15 protein-coding genes and 1 riboswitch are annotated in these 20,315 nt (G+C 39.9%); of the genes, 8 read left to right on the forward strand and 7 right to left on the reverse strand.

All coding sequences use genetic code 11. The features are described from left to right. Positions 1–24 precede the first annotated feature (24 nt). The 5 genes from CA2015_RS06670 to CA2015_RS06690 all read left to right on the forward strand — a co-directional run bounded on the left by CA2015_RS06670 (position 25) and on the right by CA2015_RS06690 (position 5,008). Complete coding sequence (locus CA2015_RS06670; protein ID WP_048641208.1) at positions 25–987, forward strand: NAD-dependent epimerase/dehydratase family protein; 963 nt, start codon at positions 25–27, stop codon at positions 985–987. A 98-nt stretch (positions 988–1,085) separates the two neighbouring features. Next, the gene (locus tag CA2015_RS06675) at positions 1,086–2,498 is read left to right on the forward strand and encodes a tetratricopeptide repeat protein (RefSeq protein WP_048641209.1); all 1,413 of its coding nucleotides are present in this window, start codon (positions 1,086–1,088) and stop codon (positions 2,496–2,498) included. Between the two features lie 37 nt (positions 2,499–2,535). Then, positions 2,536–3,297 (forward strand): phosphosulfolactate synthase, encoded by a 762-nt coding sequence (locus tag CA2015_RS06680; RefSeq protein ID WP_048641210.1) that lies wholly within the window; start codon positions 2,536–2,538, stop codon positions 3,295–3,297. A gap of 32 nt (positions 3,298–3,329) precedes the next feature. Beyond that, a complete protein-coding gene (locus CA2015_RS06685) occupies positions 3,330–4,265 on the forward strand; it encodes a DUF368 domain-containing protein (RefSeq protein ID WP_048641211.1) in 936 nt (311 codons plus the stop codon). After that, complete coding sequence (locus tag CA2015_RS06690; RefSeq protein ID WP_048641212.1) at positions 4,262–5,008, forward strand: shikimate dehydrogenase family protein; 747 nt, start codon at positions 4,262–4,264, stop codon at positions 5,006–5,008. Before CA2015_RS06685 ends, CA2015_RS06690 begins: the two co-directional genes overlap by 4 nt. Positions 5,009–5,103: 95 nt before the next feature. Here CA2015_RS06690 and CA2015_RS06695 read toward each other — a convergent pair whose 3' ends face one another. Further along, positions 5,104–7,596 (reverse strand): zinc-dependent metalloprotease, encoded by a 2,493-nt coding sequence (locus tag CA2015_RS06695; protein ID WP_048641213.1) that lies wholly within the window; start codon positions 7,594–7,596, stop codon positions 5,104–5,106. A 131-nt stretch (positions 7,597–7,727) separates the two neighbouring features. Here CA2015_RS06695 and CA2015_RS06700 point away from each other — a divergent pair, with 131 nt between their 5' ends. Beyond that, positions 7,728–8,843, forward strand: a complete 1,116-nt coding sequence (locus CA2015_RS06700) for an NAD(P)/FAD-dependent oxidoreductase (RefSeq protein ID WP_048641214.1) — start codon at positions 7,728–7,730, stop codon at positions 8,841–8,843. An 83-nt stretch (positions 8,844–8,926) separates the two neighbouring features. On the opposite strand, the gene CA2015_RS06705 is transcribed toward CA2015_RS06700, so the two are convergent. The 5 genes from CA2015_RS06705 to CA2015_RS06725 form a co-directional block, all read right to left on the reverse strand. Then, complete coding sequence (locus CA2015_RS06705; RefSeq protein ID WP_048641215.1) at positions 8,927–11,329, reverse strand: TonB-dependent receptor; 2,403 nt, start codon at positions 11,327–11,329, stop codon at positions 8,927–8,929. Positions 11,330–11,411: 82 nt separating this feature from the next. Then, positions 11,412–11,508, reverse strand: a riboswitch (TPP riboswitch). Between the two features lie 49 nt (positions 11,509–11,557). Then, entirely contained in the window at positions 11,558–12,625 is a 1,068-nt protein-coding gene (locus tag CA2015_RS06710; protein ID WP_048641216.1) for a fatty acid desaturase family protein, read from the reverse strand. A 124-nt stretch (positions 12,626–12,749) separates the two neighbouring features. After that, entirely contained in the window at positions 12,750–13,346 is a 597-nt protein-coding gene (gldD, locus tag CA2015_RS06715) for a gliding motility lipoprotein GldD (protein WP_084011680.1), read from the reverse strand. Beyond that, on the reverse strand, positions 13,346–13,954 hold the full coding sequence (locus tag CA2015_RS06720; RefSeq protein ID WP_048641217.1) for a nitroreductase family protein: 609 nt from the start codon (positions 13,952–13,954) through the stop codon (positions 13,346–13,348). The genes gldD and CA2015_RS06720 overlap by 1 nt, the downstream gene beginning before the upstream one ends. A gap of 25 nt (positions 13,955–13,979) precedes the next feature. Beyond that, positions 13,980–16,232 carry a TonB-dependent receptor gene (locus CA2015_RS06725; protein ID WP_048641218.1) on the reverse strand — a complete coding sequence of 751 codons (2,253 nt, stop codon included), beginning with the start codon at positions 16,230–16,232 and terminating at the stop codon, positions 13,980–13,982. A gap of 149 nt (positions 16,233–16,381) precedes the next feature. Here CA2015_RS06725 and CA2015_RS06730 point away from each other — a divergent pair, with 149 nt between their 5' ends. Then, positions 16,382–16,924 (forward strand): gluconate 2-dehydrogenase subunit 3 family protein, encoded by a 543-nt coding sequence (locus CA2015_RS06730; protein WP_048641219.1) that lies wholly within the window; start codon positions 16,382–16,384, stop codon positions 16,922–16,924. Between the two features lie 14 nt (positions 16,925–16,938). After that, positions 16,939–18,642: a GMC oxidoreductase gene (locus CA2015_RS06735; RefSeq protein WP_048641220.1), complete on the forward strand. Its 1,704-nt coding sequence runs from the start codon at positions 16,939–16,941 to the stop codon at positions 18,640–18,642. Between the two features lie 778 nt (positions 18,643–19,420). Here the strand turns inward: CA2015_RS06735 and CA2015_RS06740 are convergent. Beyond that, positions 19,421–20,170 carry a helix-turn-helix domain-containing protein gene (locus tag CA2015_RS06740; protein ID WP_048641221.1) on the reverse strand — a complete coding sequence of 250 codons (750 nt, stop codon included), beginning with the start codon at positions 20,168–20,170 and terminating at the stop codon, positions 19,421–19,423. Positions 20,171–20,315: the final 145 nt, after the last annotated feature.

Below are 20,315 nucleotides of genomic sequence, written 5' to 3' on the forward strand. Positions count from 1 at the left end.
AACAACCTGTAAGCGTTATTGCGTGTGAAAAAAATATTGATTACCGGCATTACCGGACTTTTGGGAAGCTATCTAGCGAAAAGCTATGCTGGTGAGGCAAAACTATCAGGTCTCAAAAGACCAAGTAGCAGCACGGCACTTCTCGGAGACTTATCCACTCAGGTTCAATGGTATGAAGGTGAAATCACAGATGTAGAATTACTCATTGAGGCTTGCAAGGATCAGGACCTGGTTATCCATGCTGCCGGCATGGTTTCCTTTGATGAATCCAAAAAGGAGGCCTTATTGAAAACCAATGCGCAAGGAACTGCTTGCCTGGTCAATGCCATGCTTTCTACCAACTGCAAAAACCTGGTTTTTATAAGTTCGGTGGCGGCACTTGGAAAGGACAATATTCCTATCATCAATGAAAATCAAAAATGGGTCAATTCCACAATGAATACTCCCTATGCAATTTCCAAGCATCTTGCAGAACTTGAAGTATGGAGAGGTGCTCAGGAAGGTCTTGAAGTGATGGTTTTCAATCCATCCGTACTCCTCGCTAAAGTAGGAGATGAAAGAAGCAGCAGTCAGATATACCGCTATGTTTTAGATGGCCACAGTTATTATCCAACTGGACACATCAATTACATTGACATAAGAGATGCTGTTTCGCTTATCCATTCCATAATCACCTCAGAATCCTGGGGCAACCGATACATTATCAACAAAGAAGCCGTTCCATATGAGAAATTCTTTAAGGAAATGTCTACTGAATTCAAACTAACAGCTCCCAAAAAACCTTTAAATAACTGGATGGCCAAATTGGTCGTTAATTGGTCTATGTTTTACAATTATTTTGCCGCAAACAAAATTCCTATTTCGCGGCAAACGATTCAAAATGCACAAACCAAAATCAGCTATGACAACACTAAAGTAAATGAATTAACGAATTTTACCTATACACCTTTGAAGGATACATTTAAATGGGCGATGTCAGAAAATTAAAAAAACTGCTTGACGTTAAATTATCTTAAACATATAAATGCATAGCCCTTCAAAAAGAAAATATTTGGTATCTTAAGTTTAAAATATACATCAAACCTATGACAGGAGATTTTGATAATCAACCAGATGAAGAGAAAGAGTTGGTTAAGAGGTTTGAAAACTCACTTAGCGCTAACTTGGACTTGTTCTTCGGAGAAGAAGAACTAGAGGACATCATTAGATATTACCATGACCATTTTAAATATAGAAAAGCATTAAAAACAAGCGAATGGGCCCTATCAAAATTTCCATTTTCAATAGAAATCAAACTATTGATGGCCCAATCACTCATTTTCTTAGATGAAGTAGAGGATGGTTTGGAAATTCTTGAAAACCTAAACAATATCTCTCCAAACAATGAGGATATCGTACTGACACTTGCCAATGCCATGTCTATTCTTGACCAAAATGCTGACGCTATTCAGTTGCTAAATAGTTTCATGCCCTTGGCAGAAGACAAAGCGGAGGTTTTTTACCTTTTAGGTAATTTTTACAGAATTGAAAACAAAAACAAAGAGGCCATTGAATGCTTGAAGGAAGCTGTAAAACTCAAAATCAATCATGAGGACGCCTTGTTCCAATTGGCCATGTTGACCGATGAGGAAGGCTCATTTGATGAGATTTTAGACTTCTACCAGGAATTTATTGACCATGACCCGTACAATGCCAATGCATGGTACAATCTGGGCGTAGTCCACAATCGCCTGGGAAATTTCGAAGATGCCATTGAGGCTTACGATTATGCCCTTTTGATAGACGACACCTTTTCCTCTGCCTATTTTAACCTGGGCAATGCACTGATGAACACCAATCAGTATGAAAAAGCGCTGGAAGCCTATCAAAACACCATAAACTGCGAAGGAAGCAATGCCGAAAACTGTTGCTATCTGGCTGCCTCTTATGAAAAGCTGGATCAGATAGACATGGCTTTCAAATATTTCAAAAAGTCAGCAAAGTTAGATTCAGAATACGATGATGCTTGGTTTGGCTTAGGTATGTGCATGGTCAAAAAGAAGAAGTATTTTGAGGCCATTCATTATTTTAAAAAGGCCATTAAACTCACCGCTGAAAATGCCAGCTACTGGGTAGGACTTGCCGATGCGGAATACGAATTAGGCAATCTTCAATCAAGTTCCGAAGCCTATGAAGAAGCTATCAATCTGGAACCCGGCATATTAGAAACTTACGTCAACCTTTCTTTGATCTATTTTGACCAAAACCGATTTGAAGAGGCTGAAGATGTCATAATGGAAGGATTGGAGGAATTACCTGAAGAAGCATCCTTGTATTATCGATTGGTAGTATACATGATTAAGACAGGTAAATACAAAGAAGCCTTTTCAATTTTGGAAAATGCATTAACTTTGGACTTTGAAAAACACATCTTGCTTTATGAGTTGATGCCAGAACTGGAACAACAAAAAGCAATCTTCAAAATTATCAAACAGTATAGAGAGGGTTTGAAAGAATAAAAATTCTTGTTTATCTATTTTATCAAAATCACATTGAATGAATTACATTCTAAAAAGCATCCCGTCCAGAACACAAAAGCCTAGAGATTCAGGATTCACCATGGCAATGGACAAGGGTTTAAGTCTAAGAGAAGTGGAGGACTTTATTGAATCTAACGGAGATTACGTTGATATCGTAAAATTTGGCTGGGCCACTTCCTATGTCACATCCAAACTTAAAGAAAAAATAGACATTTATCGCTCTGCAGGGATACCCGTCTACTTTGGTGGGACACTATTTGAAGCCTTTATTATTAGAAATCAATTTGACGATTACAGGCGTTTATTGGACAAGTACCAACTGTCTTTCGTGGAGGTTTCCGATGGGTCGATCACTTTGGACCATGACGTAAAATGCGAATACATTCGCACCCTTGCAAAAGACGTGACAGTTCTTTCAGAAGTAGGATCTAAAGACGCAGCAAAAATCATCCCTCCATATAAATGGATTGATCAGATGCAAAAAGAGTTGAGTGCAGGTGCTTGGAAAGTAATCGGTGAAGCAAGAGAAGGTGGCACCGTAGGACTTTTTAGGGATTCCGGAGAAGTAAGACAAGGTCTTGTAGAAGAAATCTTAACTCAGGTTCCTGAAGAAAAAATCATTTGGGAAGCACCACAGAAAGAACAACAAGTTTGGTTTATCAAATTACTTGGATCAAATGTCAACCTTGGGAATATCGCGCCCAATGAAATCATTCCTTTAGAAACATTAAGACTTGGCCTAAGAGGAGATACTTTCGATTTCTTTTTGGATAAATAATTTTACACCTCTTTATAAACAAAGTCCAACCAATGAATAAGTTTAATGAGAAGGTATTGCTTTTCTTAAAAGGCATGGGTATGGGAAGTGCCGACATTGTTCCTGGAGTTTCAGGGGGGTCCATTGCACTGATAACAAAGATTTATGAAGAACTGCTTTCTAGCATCAATTCATTTGATCTTGATGCCCTTAAGCTCTTGGCAAAGTTTGATATTGTCGCTTTCTGGAAACATGTAAATGCAAGCTTTTTGCTGACCTTATTCCTGGGAATCCTTACCAGTATTTTTGCTTTCTCAAAGGCCATTACCTTTCTTATAGATAGCTATCCCATCCCATTGTGGTCTTTTTTCTGCGGTTTAATACTTATTAGTGCGATCATAATCCTAAGGGACATTAAGCGATGGAACATTATTGCCATTTTGATGTTTCCGATAGGAGTGGTCATTGCGTATTTCATCACAGAACTACCGATGATTTCCTCTCCGAATAACATTTGGTTTACTTTTATTTCTGGAGCCATAGCCATATGCGCCATGATCCTCCCTGGAATATCTGGAAGCTTTTTGTTGCTTATTCTTGGCAAATACGAATACATCCTTCACGCTGTCAATGAAAAAGACTTTGTTGTTTTGGCAATTTTTGCCTTAGGTTGTATCACAGGTTTGCTACTATTCAGCAGACTAATATCATGGTTCTTGAAAAACTACCATGCCATCACTTTGTCTTTTTTATCCGGCTTTATGATCGGCTCTATTAACAAAATATGGCCCTGGAAAAAAATACTCAGTTACAGAATGTCAAGTTCTGGAGATCAAAAACCATTTTTAACTGAGAACATCTTACCTCATGTATACCTTACAGAGACAGGTCAGGAACCTGCTTTTCTGGTTGCCATTTTGGCATTCTTAATCGGGGTTATTCTTGTGGTTGGACTTGAAAGAGTAGCATATAATTTTAGAAAAGAATGAAAAAATATGGCTTAATCGGTTACCCACTTACCCATTCCTTTTCGAAAAAGTATTTCTCAGATAAATTCACCCGAGAGGGAACCTCAGACTGCCAATACGATCTGTATGAAATCGACAGCATCAAGTCTTTACCTGAAATAATTGCCTCTCAAGAAGAATTAATAGGTATCAATGTAACCATACCCTACAAGGAACAGGTAATCCCCTATTTGGACAAGCTAGACCCTGCTTGCAAGGCTATCGGTGCGGTTAACTGTATCAAACTTACGTCTAATGGTCTGGTGGGCTATAACACCGATTATTATGGGTTCAAAACCTCATTGACCAATTGGCTGGGTGAAGAAAGGCCTCAAGCCTTGATTCTAGGTACAGGCGGTGCTTCGAAGGCGGTTTGCCAAGCACTTAAAGACCTGGAAATCCCCTTTTTGAAGGTATCTCGGAACCCAGATCCATCAGCCAAGGACACCATCAGTTACGATGAAATAAAGAAATCCCCTGATTATCTGGCTAAATATCCACTTATCATTAACAGCACCCCATTGGGTACTTTCCCCAATGTTTCGGCCATGCCTGACCTACCTATTGCAGAATTAAACAAAGGCAATTGGTATTATGATCTGGTTTACAATCCCACAGAAACAGCCATGATGACGGCTGCGGCAAATATGGGTGCAAAAACTAAAAATGGGATTGAAATGCTTCACTTACAAGCTGAGGCTGCCTGGGATATCTGGAATAAATAAGCCAAAACCACCACAAAAAAAGTCCAATAATGGACCATAAAAAAACCCATAGGCATTTGCCCATGGGTTTCATTTTACTTTTTATAATATCCTGCTCAGGAAGGATTTAATATTACATTAATCCTTTCTAGACAGTCTTCCAGATGAATTTTGCTCATACTGTCTGAGGTACCTGGTATAGCACGTTTAATTTCAGCTTGAATCACTTTTAATGATGCCCTTGCCACAGAAGGTATATCTGACTGAGAGGCATTTAGTGAAGAAGCTGACCTTCCACTAGCATCCTTAGTCATTAGTTCTTCAAGCTTTTCAATATGAGCCCTTTGAAGGCTTCTTCTGTTTATATCGATGGCTTTGCGAAAACTTAGTTCTTCCCAAATCCCCTTTCTTAAGTCAGTCATCAATTCCAATAAACCATAGGCTTCGGAACCATTTAAGGCTTCATTTTCAATTACTCGTCCCAATCTTCCCCAATCAAGTATAGCGTTCAATGTACCTACTTGCAATTTTCTAATTCTGTCCAGTATTCCAAAATCCTGGATCCTACTAGTAATGGCATCATCCGTAAGCCAATCCTGGGTCGTAAAAAGCTCTTTTTGGATAAAATCCATGGCTTCCTTTTGCTTGGCCTTGTCTACATGCGTATAAACAGCTTCCTCCTGACCAATGGCCTTATAAATCTCATAAACCCCACCAATATTCGTCCTCACATGTCCCATGTAACGATTGTATTGGGTCAAGACTTGTCCGTAAAGCTCTTCCAAGTCATCGTAATTTTTAAAGGGCTTGTCCAATTCACCTGTCCATTCGATTAGGTTCGGAACAATGCGTTTTAGATTTTGAATTCCATAAGTAGAAGCCTTCACAGCATCATCACCTAAATCTTCACTTTGGGTACTGGGGTCATAAGAATTTCCCTGTCTGCCATAGCGATAGATTGGGTCTCCATTCTTTTCTACAATCCATTGGTCCAGGATTTCCTGCTCATCTTCCGGTGTTTCGGCTTCCAGTATTGGCTTGTATCCCCAGGAAATGGCGAATTTATCATAGGGCCCGACTTCTGGAAATAAGTGCACTCCCTTGTCTTCGGGCTGGGCGACATAATTAAAACGGGCATAATCCATCAAAGATGGAGCTGTACCATATTTCGCTGTAAAAGTAGCTGACCGCAATGAATCTACAGGATAGGCAAAAGAAGAAGCAAAGTTATGCGGTAAACCAAGTGTATGCCCCACTTCATGGGACGACACAAAACGGATCAACCTGCCCATAACTTCATCGTCAAACTGCATACCCCTTGAATCCGGGTTGATGGCTGCAGTTTGTACAAAAAACCAATTGCGCAAAAGGTTCATCACATTGTGGTACCAACCTATGTCCGATTCTATAATTTCACCAGATCTTGGATCAGAAACATGTGGCCCGTAAGCATTCTGAATATTGGAAGCAAAATACCTAATGACAGAATACCTGGCATCTTCAGGATTCCAATCAGGATCCTCTTCGGGGCTTGGGGCTTCTTTGGCCGTGATGGCATTCTTAAATCCCGCTTCTTCAAAAGCTGCATTCCAATCCTCCACCCCGGCTTTGAGATAAGGCACCCACTTTGTAGGTGTGGCAGGATCTATATAATAAACGATTTGTTTTTTGGGCTCAACCAGTTCTCCCGCTTTGAATTTCTCAATATCCTCCTCCTTCACTTCCAATCTCCACCTATCAAGGTAAATTCTTCTACTTGCCTTATGGGCATCCAGTCCATAGTCAGTAACACGGGTATTGAACCAACCCACCCTTTGGTCAGCTAATCTTTGTTTCATTGGAACCTCAGGAAGCAAGACCATGCTACTGTTCATCTCCACTGTGATAAGTCCAGTTGAAGTGTTAGATGGAGGTGCAGAGGCGGCATAAGTGAGCACATACCTCGCTTCAATATTAGTAGGATAAGGACTTATACGCTCTATATAAGACCTATCTGTATCCAAACGCGTTACCTTGTATCCTTTTCGTCTGCTTTGTTGTAAGCCCAATGCCTGCACATCCTTTGAAAAGAGATCCGACACCTCAATCAACCAGCCTTTTCCGTCTTTGCCTTTGGCTTCAACATCAAACCTATAAAGAATTGGTTCCAAGTTTGAATTTTTAACCGCCTGATAAATGGGAAGGGAATCTGCAGCTGTATTGGCATAAGAGACTACTTTCAACAAAATGTTTTTGTCTTTCTTTTCCCATTTAAGCATCTGCGTATTGGTGCGCTCTCCGCCATAGCCTATTCCATTGGCTGTTTTGGCAATGGTAGTGACCATAAGCATTTCCTTACCCAGCGTTTCTTCTGGGATTTCGTAGTAGTATTTTTCATCCACCTTGTGGACTGTAAACAGACCAACTTTTGTTTCGGTGCTGTCTTTAATAATCTCTTTATAGGATTTCAAACCATCTTTGCTCTTCGCCGGTTTTTTTTCCGGTTCTTTGGTTTCTTGCTCATCCTTTTTTTTCTTCCTTCGCTGTGCCTCTGCCAAATCTGGAGAAATTAGATTCAGGCCAAAACTTACTAACAGCAAAATCAAAATGCTTGCTTTTGACTTTAACATTTGAGTTCAATTAATTAAGTTAGGAATAATAGAAAGCTAAAATTAAAATTTTAATTTGTAAACTTGGCAAAACCCAACACCTAAATCAAACAGGAGCAAACCTATCAGGCATCAAGTTGTTAATAAAAAACATGGATGAAAATCAAATCACAATTATTGGAGGAGGGCTTTCGGGACTTATTGCCGCTTACCTCTTAGCAAAAGAAGGCAAAAGCGTTCTTGTTATTGAAAAAAAAGAGTACCCTTTTCACAGAGTTTGTGGGGAGTACGTTTCCAATGAAGTCAGGGATTTTCTAATACAGGAAGATTTATTCCCTTCTTCTTTTGAACCTGCTGAAATCAATACCTTCAGGCTAAGTGCCGTAAATGGGGCGCTGGCAGAAATCCCCCTGGACTTAGGTGGATTTGGAATAAGTCGTTACAACCTGGATTACTTTTTATACAAAAAATGCCTTAATGTAGGGGTTAAATTTCTTTTAAAAACCCAGGCATCCACCATCGGTTTCAAAGCAGCCCAAAATGTATTTGAGGTAAATACCAATGAAGGTGATCTTCTGACTGCTCCTATTGTCCTGGCAGCCTACGGTAAAAGATCCCGAATAGACAAGTACCTTGACCGTGGCTTCCTCAATCAAAGAAGCCCTTATGTAGGTATTAAATACCATATTAATATAGCGCATGAGGAAAACATGGTGGCATTACACAATTACAATGGTGGCTATCTTGGCATCAATAAAATTGAAAATGGGGCGTTTAATCTTTGCTACCTGGGAAGTAGAGAGCAATTAAAGGCCGCTGGGAATATTCAAAGCATGGAGGAACAATATTTGTTTAAAAACCCTCATATCAAAGAAATATATAGTCGGGCAGAATTCCTTTGGGAAAAGCCTGAGGTAATCAATGAAATCAGTTTCGCAACCAAGTCTCCGGTGGAAAATCAGTTACTTATGATTGGAGATGCTGCCGGGATGATTACACCTTTGTGCGGCAATGGTATGGCCATCGCAATTCATACGGGGAAGCTTGCAGCTGATGCCATTCTCAAGCACAAGAAATTGGCAATGATTCAAAAAGCATACGCCAAAGCCTGGAACCAGTATTTTTCCAGTCGCCTGAGAACGGGAAGAGCAGTACAAAAGCTTTTCGGCGCTCCTTTTGTTTCAAACCTTGCTGTGAATGTGATCAAAAAATCTCCTTACCTGGCGAAAAAACTCATTCTTCAAACCCATGGACAACCCATAAAGTAAAAATGCTCCCAAGCTTAAGCCAAGGAGCATTTTCTATAAAAACTGAATATTAAAGGTTATTCCTATTTTTTAAACCCAAAATATCAAAAACGGATAGCTACACCAGCCATAAAGCTGGTTCCTGCCATTGGGTAATAATAGTTTTCTGCTATACGTTCCATGCCCTGTCCTTCACTGGAAGGAACGAAATAACCAAAGGTATAACCATTTGGCTCATAAAGGTTGTTGAATAAATTATTAACTTTACCTGAAAAAACCATTTCTTTCACAAAACCTGGATTCCAAGAATACACAAATCTCAAGTCAGAAGTCCAATAAGCATCCAGGCTTCTTCCCTTTTGCTGTGCATTGTCAAGGAACTGCTGGCCTACATATTTATTAAGTAAACTTACTTCAAGATTCTTCAACGGCCTGAAATCAATAATAGCACTTCCTACAACATCTGGAGAGAAAGCAATGTCGGTATTGGTATAAGTGATGCTTTCCTGCCCTGTAAAATCCCAGTTCTCGTCATACACATCACTGTACTCAGTATAGGAATCAATCTTATTTTGACTAAAAGCAATGTTACCACCTAGCGTCCATTTAGGTGTTAGCACTATTGCACCATCAAGTTCTATACCCGCCCTATAGCTACTGGCGACATTTTCCCGAACATAAGCACCCACATCATTCAATTGTCCGGTCAGCACCAACTGATCTTTATATCCCATATAGTAAAAATTGGCATTGTACTGGAAGTTGGATTTTTTCACCCTGATTCCAGCCTCTACATTTTTAAGTTTCTCTGGTCTTGGAATTTCAGATAATGGAGAGTCAGTAAAATCACTTCTTACAGGCTCTCTATTGGCCACTGCGTAGGAAGCATAAAGGGTTTGACCCGTTCCTGTTTCGTAAGACACACCAAACTTAGGATTGAAAAAGGTATAGGACTGGTTTCCACTAACATCCCTTTGGTCGTTATTTTTCCCATCAAAAGAATAGTCGATTCCTCTTACCTGCATGTCAGCAAACAAATAAAGTCTTTCCTTAACCTCATAGGTCGCCTTGAGGTAAATATTCCGATCGTCTTTGACAGCTACATTGTTGTAATATTTGTCTCTAATATTGGTATTTCCAGTAACGCCCATCCAGATGACTTCACCAAAATGGTCTCCATCATATCGATTGGCTCCACCTCCCAATATAGCGTCCAATTTACCATTGGTTGAAACGTAATTCAGAGAAAAAACTGAACCATAAAAGTCATTGTCCAACCATCTTCTGCGAATAATGTCTGTACTGTTTATTACCTCACTGCCTATTTCAATTGGGGCAAAACCGTAATCTTCCAGATCATCGTCTTCCTTAAACTGTTCATAATAACCCTGTCCAGCAGTATAATGCAATGCAAAATTCGCTTTCAAATTATCCGTCAGTGTTCCTGCATAGATAAACTGATAATGGTTTTGTTGGTAATTGTCAGTTTCATTCTCATAGGTATAACCATTGAATGTCCTGTTGCTTTTAAGTAGGCTTTCCGGTACTCCATTCCAAGCCTGATAGGTTTGTTCGGCTCCTGCAAAGATATTCACCTTAAACACATGCTTGTCTCCATAATAGCCTCCGGAAACAAAGTAAGATTTAAGGTCAGAAAAAGCCCTGTCAATGTATCCATCAGAAGTAACTTGAGAAAGACGGGCATCTACAGCCCATTTGTCATTGATCAAGCCAGTACCGGCTTTAATGGTATGTTTTCGGGTATTGAAAGAACCATAGGAATTGTCGGTTTCTGCATAGGCTTCTTCCTTTTTGGTATCGGTCTGAATATTAAGGCTGGCACCAAAAGTAGCAGCCCCATTGGTAGAAGTACCCACACCACGTTGGATTTGGATATTGTCCACTGAAGAGGCAAAATCTGGCATATTTACCCAAAACACGCCATGAGATTCTGCATCATTTAATGGAATTCCATTAACAGTGACGTTGATCCTGGTTTGGTCTGTTCCTCTGATTCTCAAACCGGTATAACCAACGCCCGTTCCGGCATCTGAGTGAGTAACAATGGAAGGGGTATAATTTAACAATAGTGGCAGATCCTGCCCAAGGTTGTCCTTCCCAAGTGTTTCCTTACTGATGACCTGAAAGGTAGTGGGCGTAGTCTCAGAGGCCCTTGTTCCTGAAACAATAAATTCTTCAGCGGTTAGGGTGGTTGGGTTCAGGGCGATTAATAAATCTCCTTGCTGAGGAAGGGCTACACTTACGGTTTTGGAGGAAAAGCCTACAAAGGTTATGCGTAGGTTTGCCACTTTTTGCTTGATGTCATTAATCTGAAAAGCTCCATCTTGGTCACTTACAGTACCTTTCTGGGTGTTTTCCAGGTACACAGTAGCTCCAGGAAGAGGCAAGGAAGTTTCAGCATCGGTGATTATTCCCTGTATACTGGTTTGGGCAATAGACAATTGGCACAGCAATAAAAATATTGCTGTAAAACAAATACGATTCATGTTGATATTTTATTCTGGTTAAACATAGCAGAAATGAGGGGACAAATCTCCTTTAGTTGTTTACCCAATAGCATTACGTACGATTAGCTATTTTTCATTTCCCTGCGCCGGCATTATCCGGATCAGGTGATATGGGTATGATCTCAGCCCGTTATATTAAGGCACCCCTAATGATCTTGCCACAAATGTAGCTGGTATTATTTAAAATGACAAATCACGACCTTTAGATCAGGCCGTTCCCAAGCCCTTCAAATGTCTAAAATGAGACCTAAAGGCCCATCTTAATTTTTGATGCTCAAGGTATGGAATGTTATAATCCTTGCAGGTTTGCTTAATGATTTTACTTATAGCCGGGTAATGGATATGTGATACTTTAGGAAACAAATGATGCTCTATCTGGAAATTTAACCCACCCAAAAACCAGGTAAGTAACTTGTATCCAGTGGCAAAATTTGCAGTTGTTCTGATTTGGTGAATCATCCATTCGTCTTCAAGGCAATTGGACACAGGCTCAGGAACAGGGAATGCCGTTTCTTCCAAGCTATGTGCCAGTTGGAAAACAAGTGTCAGCACTAGCCCTGCGAATAGGCCATATACAAGAAAACCTACTAACCATGGGCCCCATCCAACCATATAAACCGGAATGGCAACAAAAAGCACCAAATGAAGTGCCTTAAAAGCCCAAAAGCTGATATGATCAGACATTTTCATTTTTTGAATAGGCACTATTCCTACTTTTCCGGTAACGTACTTTTTGTAATCTGTGAAAAATACCCAATAGAGGTACAATAAAGAATAGGTGAAGATAAAATAATAGTGTTGAAACTGGTGTATTTTAAATTTCTTTTGACTTGGAGAAAGGCGTAAAAATGGCCTGGCATTCAAGTCATCATCTACACCATCTACGTTTGTAAATGAGTGGTGCACAACATTGTGCTTTGTCTTCCACATGAAAACATTCGCTCCTAGAAAATTTATTGACATTCCGGCCAGAGAATTGACCCAAGGTCGGTCACTAAAACTCCCATGTGCCCCATCATGCATTACATTAAAACCAATAAATGCTGTCAATGCACCCAAAACCAAACATTCTACGAGTCCTAAAATCCAGTGCGGTGTAAAAAAGACCAGGTGAATGTACAACAATACAAATCCAACGACCATGATACCCGCTTTTACGAATAATTCGGAATTTCCTGAACGTGCTAGATTGTGTGCTTTAAAATATTCTGCCACTCTGGATTTTAAATCCTGGTGAAATGTTATTTTAGGTCTGGAGAATTTTGGCGTAGCCATATATTAAATTAAAATTAAATGATTTCGGGTAACATTACTCGGCTTAAGTACACTATTAAAAATAGCCTTAGGTAGGGTTCAATTAAGATATATTAAAGATACCAATTTAATTTGACATTTTCAATTAAAAAGTTAGGGTATTAATTAAATGCATCATGTCAATTTTGATATACTCTATGATTGGAGCCAAGGAGTCATTTTTAACTGCTGTTTGGAAATACAAGGCTCCTCTTAAAAAATGTTGCGTAGAATCTGTAACAAAAAACTGAAATTGAGTGGGCACCTCTCCACTTAATTCTGAGACAAAACCGGTATACCCTCTGGGGGTTAACACTACTGCCTCATCTATACCGTAAGCTTTTACCTGATGCTTGAAGGTAAGGCTCATGGCATCATCCAGATAAGTTTTTAATAAAGCCTTGTCCCCGTTGATCGCTTTGTAAGTCAGGTGCACTCTGGCATCTAAATCTGTGTAATGCACATTGGTCCAGGTCTTCTCTTGCAAGTTAAATGAATCCCTTTCTATTTGTGCATGAACAGAATGTTCAAAATTATAAGGTAAGTTTTTATTTAAGCTAACAAAATCCCGCTTTGGTAGGTCAATGCGGTTATAGCCTTTGGGTTTGGGAAGGTAGTCTTCACTACATGCCCCAATCAAAAGCAAAGCCAACCAACAGATTGCCAAAGCAGGATTTTGAAATTGTCTTTTAATAAAACTCATTATTCTTTTACCCAGGTCACTTTATCCGAAATGGGTGTTCTTTTTCCTTCAGGCCATCCGTCTGATACAGGTTTGGCAATAAAGAAAAAACCCATTAACATGTCTTCTTCACCAAGTCCAAAAAACGGTTTGGCTTCTGGCCAGAAAGTAGGTGCACCTGTACTCCAGTATGCTGCTAATCCTCTAGCACTGGCTGTAAGATACATGTTTTGTACTGACATAGCAACAGCCGCTATTTCTTCCATTTCGGGAAGATTGGCTCGAAGATCCCTTTTCATACCTATTGCGATTACATGAGAAGCTTTCAATGGATTCTCCTTCAATTTGGTATACACGGCTTCTTTGAAAACGCCTGTTTTTTCGCTTCGTTCTTTGTATAGATTGGACTGGTAATCAGCCAGCTTTTTCAATCCCTCACCTGAAAACACCATGTAATGCCATGGTTGTGTCAACTTATGAGTAGGGGCCCAATTGGCATTTTCCAAAAGCTCTTTAATAATACTGTCCTCTATGGGATCATTTTCCTTGAATTGGGCCACAAATTGGGACCTTCTGTGGCGGATGATTTTATTGACTTCTTCTATATTGAATACAGGCTTGTTGTTCATATTTTGTCTTTATTTTTTGGATCCACTAATATTTTAGACCAACCTTTATTCCTCCGTAAAAGTTTCTTATGGCTGCAGGTTGGTAATACCTACCCCCAAACGGATTGAGGTCATTGCCTAGACTGTAACTGGCATTCGTTAAATTTTGAACCCCAAAATACAATTCCAGGTCAAAAGCTTTTCCAACATCCCCTCTCCATCCTGCTCTTGAGTTCATCAGGTGATAAGACTCCTGAAACACAGTATTGGCATCATTCAAAGGAATGTCATCCACATACTGATGGGTGAAATTCAGGTAAAACCCAGGCTTGGTTTTAATATCCAATTGGTTCACCAAGGTGTGGGGGGCAACGCCAGTGAGGTCGTTTCCACTGTAATCGTTGTCTCCTTTTACAAAGTCCTCAAACTTAAAATAATGACCTGTAAAAGAATGCGTGACTTTCACTTCTTGTACGAAAGACATTTGCTTTCTTACCAGGGCATAATCTACCATCAATTCTATTCCCTTCTGGTTGGTTGCTCCAGCATTTCTAAAGAGCACCACCCCTTGCTCATTGACAAAAGTAGTGATGGTTTCATCCAATTTAAAGTAGAAAACAGAACCATCTACATTGACCCTGCCCTTATTGAAACTTGAGCGGTAACCCAATTCATAATTCACTCCCTTTTCCGCCTCCAGGTCAAGGTTAATTGAGCCTTCATTGGTCCTTACCTCATCGATGGTAGGTGGAGAGAAGCCTGAGCTAATACTGGCATGCAAAGCTGCATTGTTGTTTAATTTTGCTGACAAAGCCACCCTTGGCACAATCACCGGGTCAAAAGTACGCTTGGCATTGGAAGGTACCCCATTGATCATATCAATGTTTCTAGCGATGTTAAAACTAGAAAAGTTTTCGCTCAAGCCTATGGTCATTAAGAACCTATCGGAGAGTTCCGCTTCCAACTGTTGGAAAAGAAAAGCAGTACTTGTCAATAGCTCATCACCAAAACGGATGGTATCAATTTGCCCTCCATTATTGCCAAAATTTTGGGCAGATGTTTTAGAAAACTGGTATTCACCTCCACCTATAAGCCTTACAGGAATATTAGACCATATGTCGTCATAAGTAAAGCTTGTCCTTCCGCCATAACCAAATTGCGTCTCTTTTTTGTAATCCAGGTTAAAAGGATTCTCAAAATCTGTGGTATTGATATAAATAGACGTTTTATTGTCAAGGTTATGGTTAAATCTATAATCATGAGACAGCGTACCATACATTGACTTTTGATTGATAGAGGCATTCTGAGCTGCAGATCCTGGCCTGGCCTGTCTTGGATTTTCAGCTAATTGTGTCGCATTCAATGCCCCAGGTAATTCATAGAAAAGATCGGAATAAAGGATTTGAGTGGTTAGCTTTTGTTTCTTGGAAGGCTGAAAATAACCTGTCACTTGAAGCACTTCTCTGTCCATAACAGTATGGTCTCTGTAACCATCTGATTTTTGCTTGGCATAAGATACGCTAAGACCTCCATTTTCTAGTTTTTGGTCTATGCCCAATCGGTAACGAACCAAACCAAAGGCTCCTACAGAAAGGTCTGCACCAATTCTATTTTCATCTACCGTCTCTTTGCTGGTAAAGCTAATCACTCCTCCATTGCCAGCACCATAGATACTACCTGCAGGACCTTTAATGATTTCTGTATTTTGAATATTGGACAAGTCCATTATGTTCAAAGGTGTGGTACCATCTGGAGCTGTAAAAGGCATACCGTTCCAGTAAACCTTTACATTTCGCACCCCAAAAGGAGAGCGCAAAGAGCTTCCGCGAATAGACACCCGATAACTGGCAGGTGCACGTTCTTCAATTCTAATTCCAGGTTTGGTATTAAATGCTTGAACAATGGAGGTTTCATTGAACCTGTACAAATCTGATTCTGATACACGCGCTATTCCAGCTGCCTGTTCCAATAGTGGCCGTTCTGACTCAAAAGAACTAACCAAAACTTCAGTAAGTGCATTTTCTCCTCTTACCAAAAACACAATAATTTCACCTGAAGCAGGCACCAATACGGATTGTTCCTCAAAGGCTATGTGTGAAAATAGCAAATTTGAAGGCTCACTGAGGTCAACCGTTAATTCTCCGTTTTCATTAGCTGTTATGGCTTTTTTGGTATCTACCTTAACCGTGACAAAGGCAACTGGCTCTCGGGATTCGGCATCCAATACTTTAATATTCGTTTGTGCCAAAAGCCCCAGCGGAAGAAGGCATAATACTAATAGGTATAATTTTAATTTCATTTTGTAAATTTTATAATAGTTGTGGTTAAGTTTCAACGCCAAAATTACGGCATTTTTGTAGTAATGCACCACCGATGAAAAAAACCTTGCTCACTTAATCAAAATTTTGATAACTTGTTCGTGTATTTTCATTTTACCCAAAAACGATTATGGATAGAAGATCAGCTATGAAGCAATTAGCGATTCTAACCGGAGGGGCGGTATTAATGCCAGCCTGTGACTTCAGCGAGGAATCTATTTTGCAAGCCTATCAAAACCTAAACATCACCCAGAGTGATAAAGTTTTACTCACTCAGGTAACAAATACCATTTTTCCAGGCACTACACTAAAGAAGGCTGAAGAATTAATGATTCAGGACTTTGTACTTGTAATGAGTAACGATTGCCTAAGTGCGGATCAGCAAGATGGTTTCGTAAAAGGCCTTAAAGGCTGGGAAGATTTTTCAAAGAAAACCTTTGGCAAGGCATTTTCAAAAATGGACCAAAAAAAAGCTGAAGAGGCGATTGTGAAGGGAATGGCATTGGAAGGCGAAAATGAAAGTGAAGCCGGCCATACCCGCCAATTTCTAAATACCACAAAACGTTTCGCACTTCAGGGCTATCTCAATTCTGAGTATTTCATGACTGAAATTAAGCCCTACGAACTGGTTCCTGCCCGATTTTATGGCAGCAAATTAATTGAAAACGCTTAAAAAGAACGGACGCAATGGCCAATTTGAATATAAAAAGCAAAAAAGAAAATAGCTATGACGCCATCGTCATCGGCTCTGGAATAAGTGGGGGATGGGCAGCGAAAGAATTCTGTGAGAAAGGATTGAATACCCTGGTACTTGAAAGAGGCCGCGAGGTAAAACATGTCAAAGATTACCCCACCACCAACAGCATGCCTTGGGAACTTGAGCACAGGGGTGGAATACTCCAAAGTGTAAAAGAAGAAAACCCGGTAGTAAGCAGGTGTTATGCTTATAAAGAAGATACAAAGCACTTCTTCGTAAAAGATACCGAACATCCCTATGTTCAAGAAAAACCCTTTGACTGGATTCGTGGCTACCAAACCGGAGGCAAATCCCTACTTTGGGCCAGACAGGTACAACGTTGGAGCGATTTCGATTTTGAAGGACCTGCCAGAGATGGATTTGCTGTTGACTGGCCCATCCGCTACAAAGACCTGGCGCCTTGGTACAGCCATGTAGAAAAATTCATCGGCGTTTCGGGTAACAAAGACGGAAAACCAAATTTGCCTGATGGGGAATTTTTGCCTCCATTTGAATTGACAGCCGGAGAAAAATATTTTAAGGAGTTTTTGAAAAACAATTACCCAGAAAGGGAAATTGTAGTTGCACGTTGTGCGCATATCACTGAGAACCAGGAATTCTATGCCAAGCAAGGCAGAACCCTGTGTCAAAACAGAACCCTTTGCCAGCGTGGATGTCCCTTTGGTGGATATTTCAGTAGCAATTCCTCCACGCTACCTTGGGCTGCCAAAACAGGCAATCTTACCATGCACCATCATGCAGTGGTACACTCCATCATTTATGATGATGCCAAAGGTAAGGCTACGGGAGTAAGGGTAATCGATGCCCAAACCAAAGAAATGAAGGAGTTTTATGCAGACATCATCTTTGTCAATGCAAGTGCGCTGAATACCAATTTGATTTTACTTAATTCTACTTCCAGTCGTTTCCCAAATGGCTTAGGTAATGACAGCGGTATACTGGGTAAATATGTTGCCTTTCATAATTACCGTGCAGGCATTTCAGCCGAATACGATGGACTGAAGGAATACACCACCGAAGGCAGAAGACCTACTTCAGGTTACTTCCCAAGGTTCAGAAACCTACACAAGCAGGAAACGAACTTCCTTAGAGGCTATGCGGCAGGTTTTAGCTCAGGAAGAAGCACGCATAATGATTATTCAGGCATAGGTGATGAATTGGAACAGTCCATGGCCAAGGCACCGGAATACGGTCCTTGGAGAATGGGTTCTCACATGATGGGCGAAACCATTCCTAAAGAAGAAAGCCAGGTTAGCCTTGATCCTAATCTAAAAGACGAATGGGGCATTCCACAATTGAAAATCTCCATGGATTATGACGACAATGATGAGGCCATGATAAAAGATTATTTGGAGCAAATGTCGGAAATGTTTGAGGCGGCAGGTTTCACCAATATCCGTACTAGGGATGACAAACGTGCACCAGGCCTGGACATCCACGAAATGGGAGGAGCCAGAATGGGCAAAGACCCGAAAACATCCGTACTCAATAAATGGAATCAGGTACATGCTTGCCCAAATGTATACGTTACGGATGGGGCCTGTATGACCTCCACCAGCACCCAAAACCCTTCCCTTACTTATATGGCAATTACTGCAAGAGCAGTAGACCATGCAGTAAAGAATCGGGGATAATTATAAATAAAAACCCATTACACCCTTTAAGGTGAATCAAATAGGCCGGGACATTGTTCTGGCCTATTTTTTTTTGGGGGGGGTGAAAAATCTAGTCTTCCCACAACAAATCGTCAATGCGAACCCTTTTTTGGGGAGGGGGTTGGCGGGGACAAGGGTTTAGCAGTCTCGCTTAATGTGGTTCCCCTTACAGTAATTGGTCCCTGAGCTTGTCGAAGGATCTTAAATCTGTAAAAATGATCGATAACATTTGATGTACGATGCATAAGATTTTGTCAGCATTATTGCTAAAAACAAGCAACAATACCGCCAAAATCATGATGTATATATCTCCTTACCATGGGCTGCACACATGGCTTTGATATTTAGGCCTTTCAGGCCTTTAGTGAAATAGGTTTGTTTCCGAAATTATTTTCAAGCCATTTAATTGAAAATCTACCAGATATTCAATAACTTATAACAAATAAAAACCTAAAGCCATGAACATAGTTTGGATTGTTATTTTACTTATTGCAGCAGCGCTAGGAGGAGCATTCGTTTACCTGATGGTAAATAAGATTAAGGAAAGCCAAAAATCAACAAAAGATAAATCCCTTTAGGGAACTAGAAAGCACTGATAGTTCAGTACTCATGACAAATTAAAACGGAAAAGCGGTAAAGTCCTTTTGGGGCATTTACCGCCTTTTTTATTTTCAATTACTTGAAGAAGTAGTAAACTCGGGCTATGAGTTTTCCCTTAAGTAAATAACTATAAAAAGCAATACAATTACGGGATGTTTTACTTTTTTAATTTCTCAATTTCCATCCTTAAAAGGTTAATCTGATCCGATATTTCGCCAGAGGTTTCAGGAATTCGTTTATAGAACACATAGCGAATACGCCAAAGCTCATAGATTTGCTTCGCGTTAAAAACTTGGTCATCAATGCCTTTATGATCCGCCCTTAGCACATAACCTTTATCTGTGCTAAAATATCGTCTTACTAAAATATCGGTATCGGTGACAACTATTACAGGGGTTCGATTATTGAGTTTCTTATAGGCTGATTTTGGAACTAATTCACCCACTACAACATCGTTAGGATAGAATCCCACATCCTGATTCGCCATTTCCAAATCAGTAACGGTGTAAGCCCTAAATATTTTCTCATTACTGATGGGCAAGCTCATCACAGGCAAGTCTGCAATAAAGTTTTTCTTTGAATGGTGATTAAGATAGTCTGCAACACACTCGGGTAATATTATAGGCACCTTTGTTAAGGCCGCAACCTCCATCTGGTCTGCATCGGTAGTTAAATTGGTATTAAATTTCAATAATTGATTTATGGTCAATTCCTTTGTTAGCAAATCATCAATGGGGATGCTAAAATAATTTGCAATTTTGATGATAGTATCTATTTTAGGCTCACTACGTTCTTCCTCATAAGCGCCTAAAGTAGCTCTTTTAAGGTCAAAAACCTCTGCAAATGCTTGTTGAGATAGCAACTTCAAACTTCGTATTTTTTTAATATTCCTTCCAAAAAAAGACATGTTTTGCTAATTTAATTTGCATAAATCCATTTTATTACTATATTTGTTCTAGCAATATTAGTTAAAAGCAGCGGTATTGCAAATTATTTTAGCCAATCATTCAGGGACTTAGCCGTGACCTAACTTGCTAATTACAGGGAATTTT

Source organism: Cyclobacterium amurskyense, from assembly GCF_001050135.1.
Classification (GTDB): Bacteria; Bacteroidota; Bacteroidia; order Cytophagales; family Cyclobacteriaceae; genus Cyclobacterium; species Cyclobacterium amurskyense.

What these genes read in the sequence shown, in the direction of transcription:
- CA2015_RS06675 (WP_048641209.1), top strand. Translation starts at nt 1,086, where the DNA reads ATGACAGGAGATTTTGATAATCAACCAGATGAAGAGAAAGAGTTGGTT.
- CA2015_RS06680 (WP_048641210.1), top strand. Translation starts at nt 2,536, where the DNA reads ATGAATTACATTCTAAAAAGCATCCCGTCCAGAACACAAAAGCCTAGA.
- CA2015_RS06685 (WP_048641211.1), top strand. Translation starts at nt 3,330, where the DNA reads ATGAATAAGTTTAATGAGAAGGTATTGCTTTTCTTAAAAGGCATGGGT.
- CA2015_RS06690 (WP_048641212.1), top strand. Translation starts at nt 4,262, where the DNA reads ATGAAAAAATATGGCTTAATCGGTTACCCACTTACCCATTCCTTTTCG.
- CA2015_RS06695 (WP_048641213.1), bottom strand. Translation starts at nt 7,596, where the DNA reads ATGTTAAAGTCAAAAGCAAGCATTTTGATTTTGCTGTTAGTAAGTTTT.
- CA2015_RS06700 (WP_048641214.1), top strand. Translation starts at nt 7,728, where the DNA reads ATGGATGAAAATCAAATCACAATTATTGGAGGAGGGCTTTCGGGACTT.
- CA2015_RS06705 (WP_048641215.1), bottom strand. Translation starts at nt 11,329, where the DNA reads ATGAATCGTATTTGTTTTACAGCAATATTTTTATTGCTGTGCCAATTG.
- CA2015_RS06710 (WP_048641216.1), bottom strand. Translation starts at nt 12,625, where the DNA reads ATGGCTACGCCAAAATTCTCCAGACCTAAAATAACATTTCACCAGGAT.
- gldD (WP_084011680.1), bottom strand. Translation starts at nt 13,346, where the DNA reads ATGAGTTTTATTAAAAGACAATTTCAAAATCCTGCTTTGGCAATCTGT.
- CA2015_RS06720 (WP_048641217.1), bottom strand. Translation starts at nt 13,954, where the DNA reads ATGAACAACAAGCCTGTATTCAATATAGAAGAAGTCAATAAAATCATC.
- CA2015_RS06725 (WP_048641218.1), bottom strand. Translation starts at nt 16,232, where the DNA reads ATGAAATTAAAATTATACCTATTAGTATTATGCCTTCTTCCGCTGGGG.
- CA2015_RS06730 (WP_048641219.1), top strand. Translation starts at nt 16,382, where the DNA reads ATGGATAGAAGATCAGCTATGAAGCAATTAGCGATTCTAACCGGAGGG.
- CA2015_RS06735 (WP_048641220.1), top strand. Translation starts at nt 16,939, where the DNA reads ATGGCCAATTTGAATATAAAAAGCAAAAAAGAAAATAGCTATGACGCC.
- CA2015_RS06740 (WP_048641221.1), bottom strand. Translation starts at nt 20,170, where the DNA reads ATGTCTTTTTTTGGAAGGAATATTAAAAAAATACGAAGTTTGAAGTTG.